18 protein-coding genes are annotated in these 19,462 nt (G+C 68.5%); 1 reads left to right on the forward strand and 17 read right to left on the reverse strand.

Going from position 1 to position 19,462, the window contains the following annotated elements; genetic code table 11:
• Nucleotides 1–76: 76 nt before the first annotated feature.
• The 10 genes from ACFXC1_RS48545 to ACFXC1_RS48590 all read right to left on the reverse strand — a co-directional run bounded on the left by ACFXC1_RS48545 (nucleotide 77) and on the right by ACFXC1_RS48590 (nucleotide 11,443).
• Nucleotides 77–652, reverse strand: coding sequence for a PadR family transcriptional regulator (locus ACFXC1_RS48545; RefSeq protein ID WP_327398321.1), 576 nt, complete (start codon nucleotides 650–652; stop codon nucleotides 77–79).
• Nucleotides 653–810: 158 nt separating this feature from the next.
• Nucleotides 811–2,151, reverse strand: coding sequence for a hypothetical protein (locus ACFXC1_RS48550; RefSeq protein ID WP_381256120.1), 1,341 nt, complete (start codon nucleotides 2,149–2,151; stop codon nucleotides 811–813).
• A gap of 74 nt (nucleotides 2,152–2,225) precedes the next feature.
• The gene (locus tag ACFXC1_RS48555) at nucleotides 2,226–5,468 is read right to left on the reverse strand and encodes a hypothetical protein (protein WP_381256123.1); all 3,243 of its coding nucleotides are present in this window, start codon (nucleotides 5,466–5,468) and stop codon (nucleotides 2,226–2,228) included.
• A 311-nt stretch (nucleotides 5,469–5,779) separates the two neighbouring features.
• Complete coding sequence (locus tag ACFXC1_RS48560) at nucleotides 5,780–6,319, reverse strand: hypothetical protein (protein ID WP_381256126.1); 540 nt, start codon at nucleotides 6,317–6,319, stop codon at nucleotides 5,780–5,782.
• Between the two features lie 214 nt (nucleotides 6,320–6,533).
• Nucleotides 6,534–7,022 carry a hypothetical protein gene (locus ACFXC1_RS48565; RefSeq protein WP_381256128.1) on the reverse strand — a complete coding sequence of 163 codons (489 nt, stop codon included), beginning with the start codon at nucleotides 7,020–7,022 and terminating at the stop codon, nucleotides 6,534–6,536.
• 1,220 nt (nucleotides 7,023–8,242) lie between these two features.
• Nucleotides 8,243–8,623, reverse strand: a complete 381-nt coding sequence (locus tag ACFXC1_RS48570; protein ID WP_381256131.1) for a hypothetical protein — start codon at nucleotides 8,621–8,623, stop codon at nucleotides 8,243–8,245.
• The gene (locus ACFXC1_RS48575; RefSeq protein WP_381256134.1) at nucleotides 8,620–9,207 is read right to left on the reverse strand and encodes a hypothetical protein; all 588 of its coding nucleotides are present in this window, start codon (nucleotides 9,205–9,207) and stop codon (nucleotides 8,620–8,622) included. The genes ACFXC1_RS48570 and ACFXC1_RS48575 overlap by 4 nt, the downstream gene beginning before the upstream one ends.
• Nucleotides 9,208–9,222: 15 nt before the next feature.
• Nucleotides 9,223–10,035, reverse strand: a complete 813-nt coding sequence (locus ACFXC1_RS48580) for a hypothetical protein (protein WP_381256137.1) — start codon at nucleotides 10,033–10,035, stop codon at nucleotides 9,223–9,225.
• Complete coding sequence (locus tag ACFXC1_RS48585; protein WP_381256219.1) at nucleotides 10,036–10,743, reverse strand: hypothetical protein; 708 nt, start codon at nucleotides 10,741–10,743, stop codon at nucleotides 10,036–10,038.
• A gap of 7 nt (nucleotides 10,744–10,750) precedes the next feature.
• Nucleotides 10,751–11,443 (reverse strand): hypothetical protein, encoded by a 693-nt coding sequence (locus tag ACFXC1_RS48590; protein WP_381256140.1) that lies wholly within the window; start codon nucleotides 11,441–11,443, stop codon nucleotides 10,751–10,753.
• Nucleotides 11,444–11,697: 254 nt separating this feature from the next.
• On the opposite strand from ACFXC1_RS48590, the gene ACFXC1_RS48595 reads away from it, so the two are divergent.
• Nucleotides 11,698–12,282 (forward strand): hypothetical protein, encoded by a 585-nt coding sequence (locus tag ACFXC1_RS48595; RefSeq protein ID WP_381256143.1) that lies wholly within the window; start codon nucleotides 11,698–11,700, stop codon nucleotides 12,280–12,282.
• 3 nt (nucleotides 12,283–12,285) lie between these two features.
• On the opposite strand, the gene ACFXC1_RS48600 is transcribed toward ACFXC1_RS48595, so the two are convergent.
• The 7 genes from ACFXC1_RS48600 to ACFXC1_RS48630 all read right to left on the reverse strand — a co-directional run bounded on the left by ACFXC1_RS48600 (nucleotide 12,286) and on the right by ACFXC1_RS48630 (nucleotide 19,445).
• Nucleotides 12,286–13,518, reverse strand: a complete 1,233-nt coding sequence (locus tag ACFXC1_RS48600; RefSeq protein WP_381256146.1) for a glycosyltransferase family 4 protein — start codon at nucleotides 13,516–13,518, stop codon at nucleotides 12,286–12,288.
• Nucleotides 13,519–13,681: 163 nt separating this feature from the next.
• A complete protein-coding gene (locus tag ACFXC1_RS48605; RefSeq protein ID WP_381256148.1) occupies nucleotides 13,682–14,122 on the reverse strand; it encodes a hypothetical protein in 441 nt (146 codons plus the stop codon).
• Between the two features lie 29 nt (nucleotides 14,123–14,151).
• Entirely contained in the window at nucleotides 14,152–15,087 is a 936-nt protein-coding gene (locus ACFXC1_RS48610) for a hypothetical protein (RefSeq protein WP_381256151.1), read from the reverse strand.
• Nucleotides 15,088–15,187: 100 nt separating this feature from the next.
• Nucleotides 15,188–15,838 (reverse strand): hypothetical protein, encoded by a 651-nt coding sequence (locus ACFXC1_RS48615; protein WP_381256154.1) that lies wholly within the window; start codon nucleotides 15,836–15,838, stop codon nucleotides 15,188–15,190.
• Nucleotides 15,839–15,874: 36 nt separating this feature from the next.
• On the reverse strand, nucleotides 15,875–16,429 hold the full coding sequence (locus ACFXC1_RS48620) for a hypothetical protein (protein WP_381256157.1): 555 nt from the start codon (nucleotides 16,427–16,429) through the stop codon (nucleotides 15,875–15,877).
• A complete protein-coding gene (locus ACFXC1_RS48625) occupies nucleotides 16,426–18,933 on the reverse strand; it encodes a hypothetical protein (protein WP_381256159.1) in 2,508 nt (835 codons plus the stop codon). The genes ACFXC1_RS48620 and ACFXC1_RS48625 overlap by 4 nt, the downstream gene beginning before the upstream one ends.
• Nucleotides 18,933–19,445, reverse strand: coding sequence for a hypothetical protein (locus ACFXC1_RS48630; RefSeq protein WP_381256161.1), 513 nt, complete (start codon nucleotides 19,443–19,445; stop codon nucleotides 18,933–18,935). The genes ACFXC1_RS48625 and ACFXC1_RS48630 overlap by 1 nt, the downstream gene beginning before the upstream one ends.
• Between the last annotated feature and the right edge of the window lie 17 nt (nucleotides 19,446–19,462).

Below are 19,462 nucleotides of genomic sequence, written 5' to 3' on the forward strand. Positions count from 1 at the left end.
GGGGCGTGCTCCTTACCGGGCGATACCGCGCCGACCGCGACGCGGGTGGATTCAAGGGGGGGCGGAATCCGGTGATTCAGAGGGTGTCGGGCTGACGGGTCCGTTCATCGGTGACAATCTCGGGCACCGCGTCCAGGACCTCCTGGAGCCAGGCGATCTCGGCGCGCAGCCTGTGCGCACTGTGACTGACCGCTAGTGCCTCGCTCACCGTCAGGTAGCCGCCGTCGATGGCGTTGGCGTTCAGCGCCTCGGTGTCCGAGAGCATGGAGGCGAGTTCATCCAGCCGGGATGCGATCACCGTGTGGAGCTCGTCCAGCTTCTCCGGGTCCAGGCGGGTGAGGGCCAGGTCGAACGGGTCCGGCTTCATCCAGATGTGGCGCAGACTCTCGGACTGGAGTTCCTTGAGACGCAGCCGCCCTTCACCGGTGATGCCGTACACCTGACGCTCGGGCAGGTTGCCCTCCTTCTCGGTCCTGACCTCTTCGAGCAAGCCCTCAGCCAGCAGACGCTTGATCGCCTGGTACAGGCTGCCCACGGACACGTCCGTCCACAGGTGCAGATGTTCCCGCTCGGCCTGGAGGCGCACCCTATGCCCGTGCATCTCGCCGTTCCTCGCGAACGTGTCGAGGATGAACAACCTGATCGATGACATACGACTACTCTTGCATGAGTACTCGTTCATAGGCAACCGGCCGAGGTGCTGAACATCGGCTCCGGGAGCGACCGCGTCGAGGTCACGAACGGGATTCATCGCCGAGCTCACCGCCGTGACAGCCGACGCAGACGCTCCTTTGGTCGCCGACCGCCCGGTCAGTACCCGCGGCCCGTGACCCCGATCGTCAGCCGCGCGTCGCCAGCAGGCGGCAGGAGCGCGTCGGTTTCCAGGCAGACACAGAGGCTGGCGCAGTCGATCGTGGGCCACGTGGGCGGGGCACCGTTGGCACCCCACACGCTCGTGCTCGTCTCACACGCACCGCCGCACTCCACAGTGGCCCGGCCGATCTGCCCGTCCAGGACGAGCGTCCCCTCAGCGGGCACGAAGCTGACCTCGAACACGGCGAGCGGGTCGCAGCGCTTGCGATCGGCGATCTCCGCGCACGACAGCCCTCCGTCCTGCTCCGCCCGCTCGTAGAGCGACACGGTGAGCCGCCGCAAGTCCTCACTCCCGGCAAACACCGAGATCACGGGCACGTCCGTGCCCCACGCCGGCCGGTTGGACAAGTCCAGTTCGTAGCACTCCCGGTTGGTGGCCATCGCCTCGCAAAAGCACGAGGAGGGCGTGCCGGGCTGCGGCGGTGAGGGCGGTGCGCAGAACGGATCCGCGCACGCGGCCGCCACGTCCGGGCAGCCCGCGAGCCTGCACCCGCCGTCGGCGCACTCCCCGGGGGCGCCGTCGCCGGTGTGCAGGCACCACGTGATGCACTCGGTGCCGTCGTCGGTCGGCAGGTGGACGTCCAGCAGCGGGATTTCGTCCGTCCACGCCCACGGGGTGGCGGCAACGAGAACGAACTCCACGGTGATGATGTCCGCGCCGATGGAACACCGGCCGGAGCTGCACGAGCCGTCGCCGTGGCGGGCGGTGACCGTCGGCCCGTCCACGAGGGCCACCCGCCGGTAGGTGCGCCGGTGCCGCTCGTTGAACTCCGCGAACGTCTCCTCCTCGCCGGGACAGCAGTTGAACATGCTCACGCAGTCACCGCCGCACGCGCTGCCGGTACAGCCCTGCAACGCCTCCGCCAGGAAGTGCAGCCCGTACTCCACCGCACAGCAGGTGGCGCCGAGGAGGATGCCGGTCACAGTGATGGTGCGCGGCTGCACCCGGGCGGGGCCGAGCGCGCCGCCCCCGATGACGGCATTCGTGACCGCCCGCTTCACCGGGTAGTCGTCGATCCCGTCGAAGGACAGCGGCAGGAACCCGGCGAAGTCGGCGCTCTCGGGGACGTCAGGGTCGTACCAGGGCGCCGGATTGTCCGGGTCGTCGGGTGTCGTGTACGGCCGGCCGTCCGGGTCGAGGACGTCGGGGGTGAGGGTGTCGCAGCCGCAGATGTCCGAGCCGGAGTCCAGCGGGGATCCAACGCTCCCGAGGTAGGCGCGCAGGCGGGCCGTGTTGATGACCTCGATACCGCCCACCTGGAGGAAGTCGGTCAGCACGTGACACCCCTAGTTCGGAGAGGCGCCCGGCCCACAACCAGCAGCGCTCATCAGCTTACGGCCGCGCCACCAGGTCACATGCTGTACGTCAGCGCCATGCGGTGCATGACCCGGGCGGCTGTCGTCTCGGCGTCGCCGACCTGGGCGATGTTGAACACGGGCGCGATGGTGACCGCGCTGTCGCCGCTGGACGAGGAGGAGCCGTCACCACCGAGCATCTCCGTCAGGCCCGACTGCGCGGCGAGCTGCCGGGCCCGCTTCGGCTTCGTCAACGGGATGATCACCTCGGGGCCGGCCTCACCCACCAGCGCGTGCGTCGGACCGAACACCAGCCCGCCCTCCGCAAAGGGCAGGTACTTGCGGACCGCGCTCGGCAGACCGCTCTTGATGCTCGACATGATCCGCGAGCCGATGTTGCCCAGCGCGCCGGCGATCCTGCCCGGCAGGCCGCTGAACAGGCTGACGATCCCCGAGATCAGCGAGGAGACGGCGCTCCTCGCGCTGCCCGCCGCCGAGGAGAAGACACCCGCGATGCGGGAGCCGAGCCCGGACAGGGCCGAGGCGATCCGTCCCGGCAGCCCAGCGAAGAAGGAGCTGACCGAGGAGCCGAAGGAGCGTGCAGCACCGAGCGCGCTGGAGCCGGCCGAACGGAACAGCGCGGCCAACTGACCGGGCAGCGCGGCGAGGACGCCCGCGATGCGCCCCGGCAGCTGCGCGAAGAAGGAAGCCGCGGAGGAGATGAACGAGGAGATCGCAGCCCGCGAGGAGTTGAAGGCGGAAGTGAACGCGGACAAGAGCATCGAGCCGAGCGCGGACAGCGCGGCCCAGATACGGCCAGGCAGCGCGGTGAAGAGGAACACGATCGCGGCGAGGGCCGTCAGCAGCGCGATCCCGACGGCGGCGACCGCCTGCACGAACAGGTCGACGAGCAGGCCGGGCAGTGCCGCCAGACCCGACATGATCATGCCGGGCAGTGAGGTGAAGAATCCGACGACAGCCTGAAAGCCTGTGGTCAGAGCGGTCGTTACGGTGGTGACGAGCGTCGAGAAGAACGTCGAGATCATCGAGCCGAGCGCGGTCAGCCCCGACACGATCAGCGACGGAAGATTCGTGATGAACGTGACGACGGCCGTGACAGCGGTGACCAAGCCGGTCAGGACGCTGACGACGCCCTCGATGATCGGCACGACGACGTTGATCGAGGCCCACGCCTCGAACCCGGCCTCCAGCTGGAGGACCGGCGCGAGGAGGTTCACCACCGTCACCAGCAGCGGCGCCAAGGCGGCGACGAGGTTCGCAACAGGCGGCAGGATCGGCAACAGGGCCTGCAACAGCGCGGAGAACGCGCTGACCATCTGCGGCAGAACGGGCAGCAGCGCGTCCGTCAACGCGGAGACCAGCGGGACCAGGGCGACCGCGACCTGAGCGACGACGCCGGCGACCTGCGCAAGGACGGGCCCAAGGACCTGGAACATCTGCGCGACCGCCTGGCCGACGCCGGCCGCAAGCGGAGTCAGGGCCGAGACCAGAGTGACGAACGCCTGGGACAGCGGCGGCAGCACAGGCGCGAGCCCGCTCACGAGCGCCGAGATGATCGGCGTGAACAGCGTCGCCAACGTCTGCAGAACAGGGGCCAGGGCCTGCGCCAGGACCGCGACGAGCTGCCCGGCGAGCGGCAGCAGCGGGGCCAGGCCCTGAAGGACGGAGCTGATCGCGGCGCCGACGGGCCCCAGACTCGGGCCGATGGCGGCGAACCCGTCGGCGAGCGCGGACGCGACGGTCTGAAGGCTCGGCGCGATGGCAGCCAGGGCAGGCCCGAGCGCGTTGATTACCCCGGTGATCGCCGGGCCCAGCGTGGCGAAGACCGGCGCGAGCGCGGGCGCGATCTGCCCGATCTGGGTGACGAGCGCGGACAGGATCGGACCGAGCTGCGCGGCGATGGTCGAGATCGTCGCGAAGACGTTGCCGACCGCCGACTGCCCCGACGCGGTCTTCAGGAAAGCAGCAATCTGCCCAGTGATGATCTGGAGGTTGGCGAGGAACCCGCCGCCGGCACCGGAGGCGGACGCGAAGACGCTCGCCAGGATCGAGCCGACGTTCTGCGCGATCCCGCCCAACTGCTGGAACACAGTGAGCGCGTTCTGGATCCACTTCAGCCCGTCGCCCGCGCTGGTGGCCCGCTCCAGGAACGCGGCCAGCTTGTCGACCACCCCGCCGATCACAGTGCCGAGGCCGCTGAACGCGGGCAGCGTCGACGCCGTGAACTTGGCGATGGCGGTCAGCAGCCGGTCGATGCTGTCGGACCTGATCCCCGCGATCTGCGTCCGCAGCGCTGCGAACACGCCGCTGACGAGCTGCACCGACGCCGACGACTTCACGAACCCCAGCACCGACGCAGCGAGACGGCCGAACTCGCCGGAAACCGCCGTCATCCCGGCCGTGAGCGGCCCCTTCAGGGCGTCCCCGGCCGCCGTGATCTGCCCCTTCAGCGGCCCGAAGAACGCGCCCTGCACGCTCGACTTCAGTGAGTCGAACGCAGGCTTCAGAGCCCGCACCTCCCGGGCGGCTGCCTGGGCCGCCGGGGACAGGCCCTTCAGCGCCGTCTCGAACTGCTTGGCGTCCCCGGTCAGTGCCGTCGAGAACGCCTTGCCCACGCCGTCCAGCGCGAGCTTCAGCGTCCCTATCGCAGCCTGCGCGGCGATGAACGCGGCCGGGGCCGCCGCGACGATCCCCACCGCCGGGGCGAGCGCGCCGGCCAGCGCCGCAACACCCTGCGCGGCCCCGGCCGCCGCGATACCGATCGCCCCGAACTGCAGCGCGCCGGTAAGCGCGGTACCGGCCCCCCGGGCGATTCCCGTGAGCCCTGCGAGGGCGCGCGTGAAGCGGTTGTTGTCGACGTCGACGTTCGCGTGGACCGTGACGTCCGGCATGTTGTGCGCGCGGATCCGCGCGTCAAAGTCCGAGAGATCCGGTACGACCCGGACCTCGATCTCCTCACTGGCGAGCGCGGCACGCAGGCGCTCGACGAACCCCGTCAGGTCCGGGGCGACCGGGATGTTGATCGAGTCCAGCGACCGGAGCCCGGCGAGGAGTTGCGCGTCGAACCTGCGCAGATCCGGGTTGACGCGGACCGTGACCGCAGCGGCGTCAAGGCCCCTCTGGATGTTGCGCCGGATCTGCGTACCGACGTCGCGCGTTGCGCGGTCGAGCGCGCGCTGGATACGGATCCCGAGGTCGCGCGCTTCCTGGACAACCCCGCGGTCATCCAGCGTGATCGTGATCCGGGCGGACCCGTAGTCCTCTTCTTCGCCGGCCACCGGGCACCCTCACGAAGGTCGTGAATGGTGCCCGGCCCAAAACCAGCGGCGACGGCCGCCGCACAAGGGGCGGCCGTGATCTCCAGACTATCCGCTGCGTCGCGCCGGGAGCTTTGCGTCTTCCGACGCCATGGACGCCATGAGCGCCCGCGCCTGGGCCAGGTCCATGCGGCCCGCCGCCCGGGGACGGCCCGAGCTGGCGGGGCGTACTCCCTTCGGCGGCGCGTACAGCTTCACGCGGTTCCGCTGCCGTTCAGCGTCGTCTTCCGCCGCCATGTCCATGGAGGACTCGGCGGCGTTCAGCATCCGTCTCAGCGGCCAGGCGTGCGGGTCGACACCCTTGAGGGCGAGACTCCCGTCCCACGCTTCCCAGCCTGCCGCGATGCTGTCGCAGAGGCGGAAGACGACCCAGTAGGGCGGTCGCCACCACCCCCGTACAGCTCGACAACCCATTCGAGGAGTTCGACGGTGACGCGGGTCGGGAGGCGCAGCGCGTCGACGACGCGCGCGCCCTGGTGCTTCGCCGCGTACGCCTCGGCCTCGTCGAGGTCGTCGAACGTCTCCAGGGCCTCCCCGTCCTTGACAACGTCCAGGCGCAGGAAGAGCTCCGCCGACTCGGCGAGCATCTGCCGGGCGAGGAACAGGCGCAGCGCGCGAGTCGTCTTGCGGACGTCTGCCGGGTCGGCCTCGGCGAGATTGGCGAGGTCGATGCCCTTCGCCTTCTGGCCGTCGCGTAGCTCGACGTACGCGTCGAGGAAGTCATCACCCATGACTTCCGGCTGGAAGAAGAGTTCTGTCCCGGCGATGTCGGCGACGTGGGGTTCGGTGTTGAGTGCGAACGACTTCCGCACAGGCGTGTCCTTGTCTCCCGCTCCTCGCCCGGCCCAAAACCAGCGGCATACAGGGAAGGGTAGTCGGCTTACGGTCCGGAGCCGCACCGTCGCTCAAGTCGCGGCGACATGAGCCTGTCACCCTTCCGGCGCGCGTCCGCGTGCCCGACCGATGCATCCGTTCGTAGCGTGAAGAGCCAGGCTGTGCTGCCCGGAAGGCTGCAACCACGAGCGATCACGTGAATCGAATGAAGTCACCGACGACTATTTCGTCGCACGTCAGCCGTTGGCCATCAATCAGCCCACTACCACGCACAAGCAGACCGCGAACGTCAACATTTGCCGGCCCCAGTGCTGGACCAGGATTCGGTAAGATCACCCCACCGGGGGCTATGGAACCACCTACCATGTCGACCTTTACCCCTAGACCCACCGCCCAGTATGAAACCTCGGAGACATGCCGGGAAGGCCCGCCGTCAGTTTGACTTCTCAGGGCCGGTACCGCCCCAGGAAGGAGGCCTTGAAAGACAACAGTGACACTCATTGCCTCCACTGTCGCCTTAACCCATCCGTAGTCCTCAAAAAGACTTATGAAGCCACCACGCTTCGCATACCGTTCTGCGTATATCTTACCCCCGACCGATGAATATACGAGCGCATCGGTCTTCCACCCAGACAAGACCAGTCGTGCACTTCTGTCCGCAGTGTAGGCGTAGGTCTCCACTGTCCCGACTCCCGAGATAGTCAGCCCGTTAAGCGAGTGCAACAGTACGTGGCCAGCACTCCGCCTTCGTGTTCAGGATTACTGGGAGGCGCTAACCACTCCGCGAACGGAGGTTCGGCGGAACGGTAGGCCAAGCAGGCGTCTACGCCTGCCCTCGGCGGCCTACATTGAACACCCGAGCCTAGCGGCGCATGCTCGACATACCAATTCCACTTTCCGTACGCATCACGGATACGTGTTTTACTGAAAGTGGCAAGCCCCACCGATGTCCCCCCTGTACCCGTAAGGACTTGCCCAATTGTCGCGCTGCACCGCAAAGGCGCACAGTCGGGGACATCGTCAATGGGCACCTCTACGGAATATCTTGTCTTCAACCCAGAAATGCTGAGCACGACCCTTCCCGGGCCGTTATCCTGCGGAGCATAAATCCGCAGATCGACAGCTCTTCCGATTTCCTCCTTTGGCACTGGAAAAGACTCCTCCCACCCGACCGGGCTTGGCTCTATATTGCTGACTCCACCGCTGCGATCAGGGCAAACTCCCCGCCTCGGCGGGCAATCAAACCAGCTCAAAGACCTGACAACCTGCCAGTAGTAAGTTGGGATTGCACCACTTCCGTTGACGTTTTCTGATCGCACACCCAGCCGCACCCCACCAAACCAGATGAAGTTGAACACTGTACCCTCATGAACCGTGATCAACGTCTTATCCGCAAATATTTCTCCGTCGCGAGGATTTCTATAGAATACCTGATACGGCCCACTTTCTACGCGGGCAGCGGGGCTGGTCCATTGCGAGGGTATTGTCAGCGTCGTTTGAACCCCGGTCACCCCTTTGGGCTGGCCAATAATTTCCATCCCAGCGAAACAGAACATGTTAAAATCGTCACTGTCGGAAAGATAGCGCGCGTTCCCGCAAGAATAGCCTTTTACCAACACTTGCCCATGATTGCCGCATGCCGCGAGTAAGATCACGGCACATTGGGCAATGATTAACAAATTAAGACGCGACTTGTGACGTCTAATCAATAAAGCCTTCGTGAGCCATGACATTGCTCGGCACTCCAGTTAATCATGCAGTTGGCCTCGGTGAAACTACCTCCCACTCACCGCACGCTTGATATATTGGCCGCGCGGTCTGAGGGTTAGTGTGCCGCGGAATGTGAGCCACCGGAATACGCCAGGAGGGCTCTTCTACCGGGGGACCCCGGCCAGCTACGGTTAACGTCCCAGCCTCAGCGCCCTGGCAAGGAAGTTGTTCGGCCTCGTGCCGGGGTGCCGAACGAGTCGCGTGAAGACGACATGTCCGTCCGCCTCGAACCTGAGCACGCCCTTTGGCTTTCTCGCGCGGATGAGGTGGGGCCTCGTGCCGTCCAGGACGAAGCGGACGGCGGGATGGTCGCACACGATGACGCCTTCCAGGCCGCGGGGCCCCTCCTTGACCTTCCACGAGATGTACGAGCCCATGGACCCGGGCGCCTCTGCCTCGGCGATCCGCGCCACGCGCTCCGTGCGCTGGCTCATCCGCCGGTAGGCGATGCCGCCTCGGGCGCGCAGGAGCCGGGCTATCCGGCCGGGCTCAATCCGTACCTCAACGCTCATAGCGAGAGCACCTCCTCCGGGCACTTGCAGCCGGGCAGCGCGATCGTGACCCGCTGCTCGACGCCGACGCAGCCGCCCTGCGGCCCGAGGGTCTGCTGACGGCCAAGGATGTACGGCCGGCCGCGCCGCCGCCCTCCCGTGGCAGCCAGGCAGCAGGTGATCGCGTTGAAGACCCCGACGGCGTCAATGTGGGTGATGCGTGCCGCCGCTTCGAGGTCCTCGCAAGACGGTGGGCAGCCCTCCTCTGTGGGGCCTGGCGCACACCGCAGCAGCGTCACGACGAGTTCGACGGCCGTCGACAGCGGCGGCGTGCAACCGCGTACGTTCTGCGGCGTGGTGTCCTCGGCGGGGAAGTTCGTCGAGGCGTACATGCGGCTCAGGTTCACCGTGAGTTGGCCGCCGACGTCTCCGGTGCACGGGTCGGCGCAGTCGTCCCAGGCGGGCAGGCCCGGCACGAGGCAGCGCCGGCAGGTCGGGCAGCCCGGATAGTCCTCGACCTGCATGGCGAGTTCGTCGAGAGTGGCGCACACGCAGTCGAGGAGGTCCGAGGCGGCCTCGTGGATAGCGAGCGGCAGCAGCGGCACAGTGGTGTTCCCCTTCTACGGCCAGGTCTGGGTGCGTGGGCGCTTGTAGTCCGGGCTGTAGACCCGGCTCGGCGAGGTCTGCCGGTAGGGGTTGACGGCGTTCAGCCACATGTCCACGGCGGGGAGGCCGGTCCGCATCTCGGAGTAGATGACCGTCGGGTCCGCGAACTCCAGGTCGACGCCCTGCCGCGACAGGCGGCTCAGGTTCCGGTTCGTCGACACCTTGCAGCCGCAGCTGCCCGAGCAGTCCTTGACGAGGTGGCAGACGAGCGCGCTGAACGCGGCGATCGCCGCGTCATCGAGCGGCAGACCGATCCGGTACGTGACACAGAAGGTGTCCGGCTCCCCGCACGGCGCGGCCATGTCCTGGCAGTCGGGCCAGCACTGGCCGTCCGTTCGTACGAGGAGGTTCGCGGAGTCGACTCGGTACGACTCCGGCGGCAGCATTACGCCGTCGACCTCGACAGAGACGATGTCGTGCACGGGCCCTTCGAGGCGCACTTCGCACAGCTCGCCGCACGAGCAGTCCGACTTGCAGCCGCACACCGACGCGTTACGCCACACGCCGTCAGCACCGATGTACGGGATCCACGGCCCGGTGCCCCCGGCCTGGAAGGAGATAGGCCCCGACGAGTCGAGGCACCGCTTCCGGCAGGGCCGCACGGTGTACGGGCACGACGGGCCCCAACGCCGGCCGGACAGCGCCCACAGGATGCTGGTCGCGACGGCACGCCAGCGGTCGATGGTCTCGGGCGCGACGCCTTCAGGGAGTTGGCAGCACTCGGGCTCGAACGGCCACGGCTCGCACGGGCCAATGCGTAGCGGCATTCAGCGCCTCCTCCGGACCTCGTACGGGCACGGTTCGGGGAACGACTGGCGGATGAGCCGGCCGACCGCCCCGTTCGCGAAGCTGTCCGGCATCGTCGACAGGAACGGCGACCGGACATCGAACTGCGGCCCCCGCCGCATGACCTTGACGTCCGTCATCTGCGTGCCACCGAGGTTGTTGAGCACCCCGTAGACGGTGCGCTTGTGGGCGTCGTGGCCCGGTGCAAGGTCGAGGGCCTGGAGCATGGGCGCCTTATGGACGGGGAGCGGCACGTGGAGCTCATAGGAGATCGGGTCCTCGTAGCCGAGCCCGACGAGGAAGTCACGCGTCTCCCGCATCGCCGCCAGGTACGCCCCGGAGCGGGCTCCGTAGTGTGCCTCCAGCTCCCGCACCGGCCCGCGGTGGAACACGGGGAACGGCGACGGCTGCGGGCTCATGACGAACGTGTCGTCGTTCGCCCACACGAACGGGTCGGACACCTCGGGGTGCTCGCACGCCGCGCGCATCGCAGTCGTGGTGTTGACGTACCTGCTGATGCCCCGCTGGCGGGTCGGGATGTGCCGGGCGCCGGCCGCCCACCACGGCCGGAAGCCGACGATCCACACATGCCGGTGCGGGAGGTTCGCCACCCACGAGCGCAGCGCGTACCGCAGCTGCTCGTTGTTGGCGCCCTCCCGTACCGGAACGACGAGGTCTGGCAGTTGCATCACGCGGTCAGGACACCGAGGCGTCGCAGAGGACCGGCGCGTAGTCACACGACGGAACCGGCGGCGGAGTCGTGGTGATGAACGTCCGGCGGTGACAGGCCGAGTCCAGCGGCGTCAGCATCGGCCCCGGCGTACCCGCCGCGTCGATCGGCTGCACGTCGTACGGGCCCACACCCCAGCTGCCGCCCGCGCGCGTCGAGCCGGTGATCTGAAGCGTCACCGCCTCCGAGCCGAGCTCCAGGTCACCGAGGAGACCGTTCGTCACCCACGGCAGCAGGAAGTAGATCCACTGACCCTGTGCACCCTCCGCGCACTCCTCGCCGAGGACTTCAGCCCACAGCTCGAGTGCGAAACCGGTGTCGCACTTGATCGAGCAGGTGTCGAAGCCGATCGGGGTGCCGTCATATCCCAGGTACACCGGGTTGCCGGTGAGGATCTCGATGAGCTCCGGGGAGACACTGAAGACGTTGAGCTCCAGGTCGAAGCCCTTGAAGGTGGGGCAGCCGCGCCTGAAGCCGCAGACACGGCCGTTGGCGGCCTTGTACTGGATGTCGTCCCCGTCGTCCGAGTTGTTGTTCATGGCGAGGGAGCTGAAACAGTCGAAGACGAAGCCGTTGTCTTCGCCACAGACGGGGTTGCCGCACTGGTCGAGCCGGGTGACTCGCATGACGTCGGCATTGGCGATCAGCGGGCAGGACATAGCCGAGACCTCCTGTGCTCAGGAGTCCGGCCCACAACCAGCGACTGGAAGACAGTCTAGCGATCAGCACCCTTGCCCCGAACGGCTTCGCTACGGTGCTATACGGCAGTGTCAGCTCGGGAATTCGAGGTCTCATGAACGGCAGTCACTCCACAGGCAACCCCGCAGAGAGAGCGTCCGAGCAGCACGTTCAAATCGGCGGGGACGTGTACCCGCCCGTGCACTTAACCTATGAGCCAGGGGACACGGGGGAGATGCTCCGTGCCATCGACAAAGTGCTCGACAGGGAGGAAGCCGGGAACTCCGAGTCGGATGTCACTCCTCTCCCCATCACGATCTATCTCTCCGACGAAAGTTCGCACAGTGCCGTCCAGGCTGCCGTGGAGCAACTGCTAGCGAAGGCCGGGTTGGTGGTCCTAGAACGCGAGGATCCGGTTCTGGGGTCTTGGTTTCGCCGGATGCGAGCTACGTTGTCCCATGCTCTTCGCTCGCAGGCGGTGCGCGAAGGCGCCCTGACCGCCGCGCACGTCGCAGACACTCGCCTCGTGCTGGCCCAGGATGCGACCGTTACGGCAACCATGATGCAGAACGTAGGGCCAGTCCTCGCTTCCCTCCAGCCGACCAAGGACGCCGTCGTGCGCATTGGGGCTGTACTGATCGTCAAAGTGGACTGGGAAGTCAGAGTTCTTCAGCTCACCGCGGCGCAACAGGCAATTTTGGATCACCAGCCGCAACTCGCTACTTCGCCCCGTGACGTAATCGCCACTATCGGTCTCCTCACGGCTTCGAGCGGGGCTACGCCTCCGCCACCGACACCCCAGACGGCCGGGGATCGATAACGGTTACAGCAGGGCCTGGACGGCTTCGACCCACTGCTTGATCTCCGCGCCCATCTGGTCCGCGAGGAACGCGCTCTGGGCGAACGCTGAGGCGACTGCCACTTCCCGGCGCTCCCCGTCCGAGTACAGCTCCTTGACCGCTGCCGCCCAGGAGCGGGCGTCGGACCGGTCGATGAACGTCGCCGCGTCGCCGAGGGCCTCGCGCAGGCCCGGCGTCGGATGCGCGATGACGGGGATTCCGGACGCCAGCGCCTCGACGGCCGCCATGCCGTACGACTCGTACACGCTGGGCATGAGCAGGACCCGGGTTCGTGCCCACACGTCGCCCCGCATGTCGGAAGTCTGCGGAATCACACCCATGTTCGGCAGGAGCGGCGTCGTCACCTGCTGGCCGTGGGCGCCGGTCACGCCGAGGAACGGCAGCTCCGGCAGCGCGTGGGCGACGGCCCGCCACGTGTAGACGCCCTTGTCTGAGCTGAGGTTGACGAGCGTCACCCGCTCCCCTGTCGCTGGTGCCCGGTGTTCCTCGGCCACGACCGGCGGGTGCACCACGAGGGACGCTGTACGGTCCACTTCCAGGTAACGGACGGCGAGGGAGGCACGAACCCACTCGGTGTTGTAGACCACCAGGTCCGGCCCGGCCCACAGTGAACGCGCCGAGAAGTCGTGGTCGGAGTGCATGAGCAGAACCGACCGCGCCCCCGCTTCCTTGGCCAAGGCGGTCGCGCGCGCAGCGTAGTTGTGGTGCGTGACCATCACGTTCGGCCGCATGGTCCGGATGAGCACCTCAGCCGACCGCGGGGGCAAGTGCATGTAGGGGACGCCGTCCACGTCCCACGCCGCAGGCGCCTCCGGCATCGACGAGCACACCACCAGCACGCTCATGCCCGCGTCGCGGAGGGCGCGCATCATCGTCTGAAGCATCGTCTCCGACCCTGCGCGCCGGTACGGCACCCCGTAGTGGATCCACGCCACCACTTTCGTGCGCTCCCCTGCGAGCGGGTCCTCGGGCACCGGGACCCGGGCCTCCGCTTGCCGACGCGCGGGCAGGAGCCGGATGCACGCCTCTTCGAACTCGCCGAAGTCCGCGTCTGCGTCGGGCAGCACCAGGCGCGGCACCCGTCTCAGGTTCGACGCCAGGCGCTCCGCCTGCCGGTCGCCAGCTACCGTCACCAGCACATCAGCCTGAGCCGCCTTCTTCGCCCGCCACCAGTAGCCGAGCGGCCACACCCGCACACCGTCCACCTCGCGCGGGCTTTCCCGCCGACGGATCGTAGTAACAACGTGCACCTCATACCCAACAGCCGCCATCGTCCGCATGTATGCGGGGGGCTCCGGCGTCGGTAGGAGTGCCAGGATGCACATACCAGGCGCGCTCAAAGCAGTCTTCCCTCCATGGTCAGGCCACCCGCTGGTAGCGCAGCGTCGTACGTCCGTTGGCATCCGAGTTCAGCGATGCGCTGTCGGTGGTGCCGAGCTGGGTGAACCGGGCGGCTTCCAGCCGGATCGTGCGAGCGCCCGGAATCGTGTACCGGACCTGAATGGGCGCTGCGCGGTTCCAGTTGAGGAGCGTTGCGGAAGTGCCGGCCGTGACGAGCAGCTGATGCGCGAGAACCTCGCTGTCGGGGACGACGGCCTTGGCGGTCACGTCGTACAGGCGGGCAACGATGAACGCGCCCTCCCCCGTCGTCATGGTGCCGAGGAACGCGCGAACGGTTGCGTCGAGTTGGTACGTGCCAGCGCTCGGCAGCGCAAGAGCCAGGCCGGTGGCAACGAACGTCCCCGACGCGGCCGCGTTGAGGTCGACGTTCGCGGGGAGGACGGCGAAACCGTTCTCCACGATGCGGAGACTGCTGGAGGTCCCCATGCTCAGTCCCCGTCCGTGTAGTTGTGCTCGGTCCAGTGGACGAGGAAGTCCGCGCCTGCGGCCGTGCCGGTGAAGATCAGGGAGCCGTCCAGGGCGAGGTCGTAGGAGTCCCCGTCGACGCCCCACGACAGCGTCACGCCAGCCGGAACGGTGACGTCGTCCGCGAACGTGGTCGGCGCTCCCCCGTTGCTGGAGCCGGAACCGGCCGCCTGGACGCGCACCGCGCCCGCGAGGACGGTGAGCGTCACCGCCTGGACGTCTGTGGGGAAGGAGTCGATATTGCCGCTGGACTCTGTGCCGGTGAGCCGCTTGATGCGGGACCGTACCCGCTGCGTCGGCGTGACCCGGGCGTCGGGTGTGACCTGGACGGTGCACTCCACGATCTGGTCCGGGTCCGGCGCGGGCACCGTGGCGCCGGCGTCGTTGGTCCACCGGATGCTGGTGGTGCCATCGCAGTCGACTTCGGTGATACGGCGATAGAACGTATCCGGCACCACGACGTCGACCGGGGCGAATGTGATCGTCTCGCCGGTGTCGTTGTCCACGGCGGTGAGGGTGCCGTACTTGGTGCCGGTGGGCGGGAGAGCCCGTGATCGAAGGTGGTAGGCGCACGCGTCCGAGACGGCCACCGTCCAGCCGCCCGCGAAGGGATCCCACGTGTTCATGACGGCGGTCAAGTCGGACAGGAACGGCGTGCCGCACTCGTCCAGGCCGTCGTTGAACGGGGTGTGGATGACGTTGCGGCCGTTGATGAGCCACGACGTGAACTTGAGGTTCGGCCGGTCGCAAACCCCGGCCGGGGAGCCGTTGATCGACGAGATGCCGCACGGTGTGGTGCCGCTGTTGTCGTAGGAGACGTACCGGTAGCCGGGGATCTTCCAGCACTCGCTGCTCAGGGTCTGGGGGCAGTCGCCGACTTGGCCCGCGGTGCCGCTCATCAGTACTCCGTTTCCGTAGGGATTGACAGGGGGCCCAGTGCGGGCGACCGCCGGCCTCCCGCGAGGGCCGCCAGGCATCCCCGCGGAAGGCGTGGGGCTGCTACGGCTGGGCCGTCCAAAGGACCTGCCACGTCGCCGTGGCCGGGTCGCCGTCGACGGTGATCGTTCCGGTGAGCGCGGAGTCGACCGCGTCACCGTCGACACCCCACGTGAGGGAGCTGCCCGCCGGGACGGTGAGGGTGCCGTCGGCGGTGGTGACCGTGACGGTGCCGCTGTAGACGAGCAGGGTCACGGACTGGGTGCCTGCGTTCGCGGCCAGGTCCCAGTTCGTGTTCTGCGTGCCGTGCGGGGTCACCGTCTTCTGCGGGGCCGTGAGCGGGCACTGGCCGACGGTCCCGGCAGGGGTGTAGGCGGTGACCGCGTCCAGGGCGGTGTCCGTGACGGTGACCGTGCCGTCCTCGGCGATCGCCAGACGGCGCAGGAACGGCGTCACGGTGCCGTCGGCGGCGACGTCGCACAGCTCGATGACCTCGTAGTCGGTCACCTCGGCCGGGCACACGCCGACGGTCCCCGTCGGGGTGTACGCCGTGGTGCCGTCGAGGGCGGTGTCCAGCACGGTCGTGTTGCCGGTGCTGTCGACGGACACGCGACGCAGGAACGGGGTCGGGGTGCCGTCGGCGGCGACGTCACAGAGGAGTTCGAACTCGCGATCCGGGGCGCTCGTCGAGATGCTTCCACCGGTACCAGACATGGCTCTCCTTGCAGGATGGTTGAAACGGGGGCGGGGTCAGGGGCGTTCGGTCCACGAGACGGCGACGATGTCCCCGGCGGTGGTCTCCACGGAGAGCGGGCCGGTGAGCTCGTCGGAGCCCGCGGCGACATCGGGGAGCGCCGACCAGGTGACGGACTCCCCGCCGTAGAGGCGGGAGGTGCCGGAGGCGGTCGTCACCGAGGGTCCTTCGGTGCCGGTGGCGATGACGGTCACGGTGACCGACTCCACCGTCCCGGCCGCCGTGGCGAACACGTCGAACGACTGGGCGCTGTCGAGGACTTGGCGGTGACTGCTGGCCGTCTGGGTGGTGACCGGCGGCGTGCTCGTGTCGCTGCTGGCATCGCAGACGGTCACGGTCCCGGCCGGGGTGTAGGCGGTGACGCCGTCCAGGGCGAGATCTGCCGTGGCGCTCAGCGTGCCGTCGGCGGCGTGCGTGAAGCGGCGCAGGAAAGGCGTTGAGATGCCGTCGGCGGCGACGTCGCACAGCGTCACGTACTCGACGTCCATGCTCGGCGCGGTGGTGCTTCCGTTGCCGTTGGCGACGAGGATCGGCCCGCAGCATCCGGTCATAGCGTGGCTCCCGTGGTGAAGGTGATGGTGACGGCCCCGGTGCCGGCGCTGATCGTGAGCGGTCCGGTCAGGAGGGCGTCGGAGTCCCGCACGACGCTCCAGGAAGCGGCCTCGCCGTCGTGCAGCGTGCTGGCGCCATCGGCGGTGGTGATGGTCCCGGTGCCACCGAATGCGGTGGCCGTGACGGCTTGCAGCGTCGGATAGGTGGCCGCAGACCAGGTGGCGCCCGGGTTGAGCTGGACGCGGCGGGCCTGCACGCCGGTGGCCGCATCTGCGCCCCCTGCGCCGGTCTCGCAGTCCACGGGGGCGACGGGCGTGTACCGAGCGGACAGGTCCGCGGTGTACGTGCCGAGACTGGTGAGCGCTCCGGCGCAGTCGACGGCCAGCAGCTCGACGTAATCGGTGTCGGCGATGCCGTCGCCGTCAGTGTCGTCGCAGCGGCATGCCTCAAGTACGTTCTGTGCCAGGCAGGGCTCCTCCGGGCAGCAGGAGCCACCGGACCCGCCCCCGCAGGCCATGTAGCCGTCCGGGAGGCCGCCCTCGTACCGGTTGCCGTCCGGGTCGATGAACGTAGTGGTGCCGCAGTCGCGGTGCTCGGCCGTCCAGTACTCGGGTACGCCCGGCACGCGGTAGGTGAGAGTGACGTCGAGCAGGACACCTCCGTTGCTCCCCGGGCCGGCCTCGGTCACGCGGATGGCGAGGAGGTTGGAGCCCCGCACAGCGCCGGCGATGCGGTGTTCGGCCTCTTTGTAGGGCGGCTGGTTGAACCATGTCGCCGCCTGCGGGTTGGTCCGCGTCTCCGCCGCGCCATTGAGGGCGTAGCCCGGCACGGCGTTGTCGGCGTTGAGCGTGTCGATCTTGATTGTGGTGGCGTCCAGGACCGCATCGTCCGGCAGCTCGAACGCCGTGACCATGTAGTAGTCGACCGGGGCCCCCGGGGGCAGCGGCGTGGTCAGCGTGCTCGGGGTCAGGGACACCCAGCCGCCGCCGGGGGGACGCGGAGTCCTCCAAGCCGCCGGTCCGGCAACGTCGTAGACGGGGCGGCCTCCCGCCTTGGTCATTCCCCAGGTCCAGGCCGGGTCTACGCGCCCGCTGGTGTTGTTGCCGGGGTTGGACACCACCCGCTTGGAAGTCGGCAGGAGCGGGGTGACACACACGGTTTCCCGTGTGGTCTCGCAGCACTCACCGAGGCGCGTGCCCGCCGGCAGCGTGTACGGGTTGCCGCTCATCGCATCGACGAGCCGCGTCGTGATCACGTCGCCGTTGCCGTCATAGACCGTCTCGCGGCGGACCCGAGCGACCGTGACACCGGTGGACGCGTTCACGACGCACAGGGGCCAGGACTCCACATCTGCTGTCTCGGGCTCATGGCAGACGCCCACGGTGCCGCGCGGCGTGTACGGCTGGCCGTCCAGCGTGTAGTCGGTGTGCCCGCTGATCTGCCCGCTCGCCGGATCGCGCCGGTAGTCCCGCACGAAGGCGGTGACCGTGCCGTCCGCCGCGGTGTCGCAGAGGACCGCGAGGTCCTGCTCCGGCTGCTCCTCAGTGCCGGCGGGGCAGTGCCGTAGCTCGCCCTGGAGGGTGTACGTCGTCCCGGTGGCGGGGTCGACCAGGCGCACGGAGGCGAGGGAGCCATCCGGGTTGTACTCGTACTCGACGAGGACCAGGCCGAGGACGTCCCCGCTGGCCGGGTCCACGTCGCAGAGGAGCCCGGCGAGCTCGAACGCGCGGGAGTCGCCGCACGCCATCGCGCCGACCGGGGGCGGGCCGCTGGTGTAGGCGCCGGTGGTGAGGTTGAGCCACCCGTCCTGGGTGACGGTGCCTGCGCAGTCCCGGGTGATGAGGACGGCGAGCGGGGTCCCGTCCGGCAGGCACAGGCCGAGCGTGGCGGCCGGGGTGGTGGCCGCCTCACACGGCGCCTCCGGGCTGCCGTCCCCGGCGCACGTACGGACGGTGCCGGTCACCGTGTGCGGGGTGGCGCCGTCCAGCTCGAAGTCTTCGAAGGTGGCGGTGCCACCCAGCCACGTGTAGCGGCGCAGGAACGGGCCGCCGTCGTCGCAGAGGGTCAGGGTCTCGGTCTCGGTGCACCCGTACTCGCAGTCCACCGGCGCGGTCGGCGTGTACGGGCTGGCCGGGTCGTCCTGGTAGGTGAGGAGGAGCTGGGCGCTGCCATCCGCGCGGATGCACCACAGCTCGCTGTACGTCTGGTCGGCGGCGCCGTCCCCGTCGGTGTCGTCGCAGCGCTGCACACAGACCGTGTCGGCGCACCCCGTGTCACACGAGCCCGTGTCAGCCGGGGCCGGACCGGGCGTGAACTGGCCGGTGAGGAGGTTGATCCAGCCCTCGGAGGTGATGTTCCCGGCGCAGTCCCGTACGACGGTCACCGCGATCGGAGTCCCGTCGGCCAGGCACAGGCCCACCGTCGCGACCGGCTGAGTCGGCGACTGGCAAGTCTCCGCCCCTGGGCCGCAGTTGCAGTTCGTGAAGTTTCCGCCGACGGCCACTAGTTCTCTCCGCTCATCGTCGCGCCGCCTTGGTCACAGGGGCCGAGGAAGTTGATGTACGCCGCCGCGCCGGCGAGGACCTGCACCGTGAACGGTGTGCACAAGGTGCCCGGGGCGCATCCGCCGGGTGGCGCCGACCAGCTCAGGCCCGTCCCGCATTCGTTGATCTGCGTCTCATTGCCGGCGCAGTCCGTGACGATCACGGGCCCGCACGCGACCTGGATCGACACGGACTCCGTGCCCTCGGGCATGGCCCACGTCTCGGGCCCCGACAGGCCGAGGAGTTGGGGACACATCGGGGTGGGATCGCACTGGTCGCACGGCCCGGCCCCGGCCGGGGGCGGGCCCGGGGTGAACGCTCCTGTGGTGAGGTCGACCCAGCCGGTGACTTCAGGCTGCGCGGCCGCGGTACCGCACTCGACGCACGCGCCTTCGATCAGGACAGTGATCGGGGTGCCGTCCTGAAGGCACAGGGGCTGTGAGGTCAGCGACGGGGAACAGCACGTCGTCACCTCAACGGGTTCACCAC

The sequence above is a fragment of the Streptomyces hokutonensis genome (assembly GCF_042751305.1).
Classification (GTDB): Bacteria; Actinomycetota; Actinomycetes; order Streptomycetales; family Streptomycetaceae; genus Streptomyces; species Streptomyces hokutonensis_A.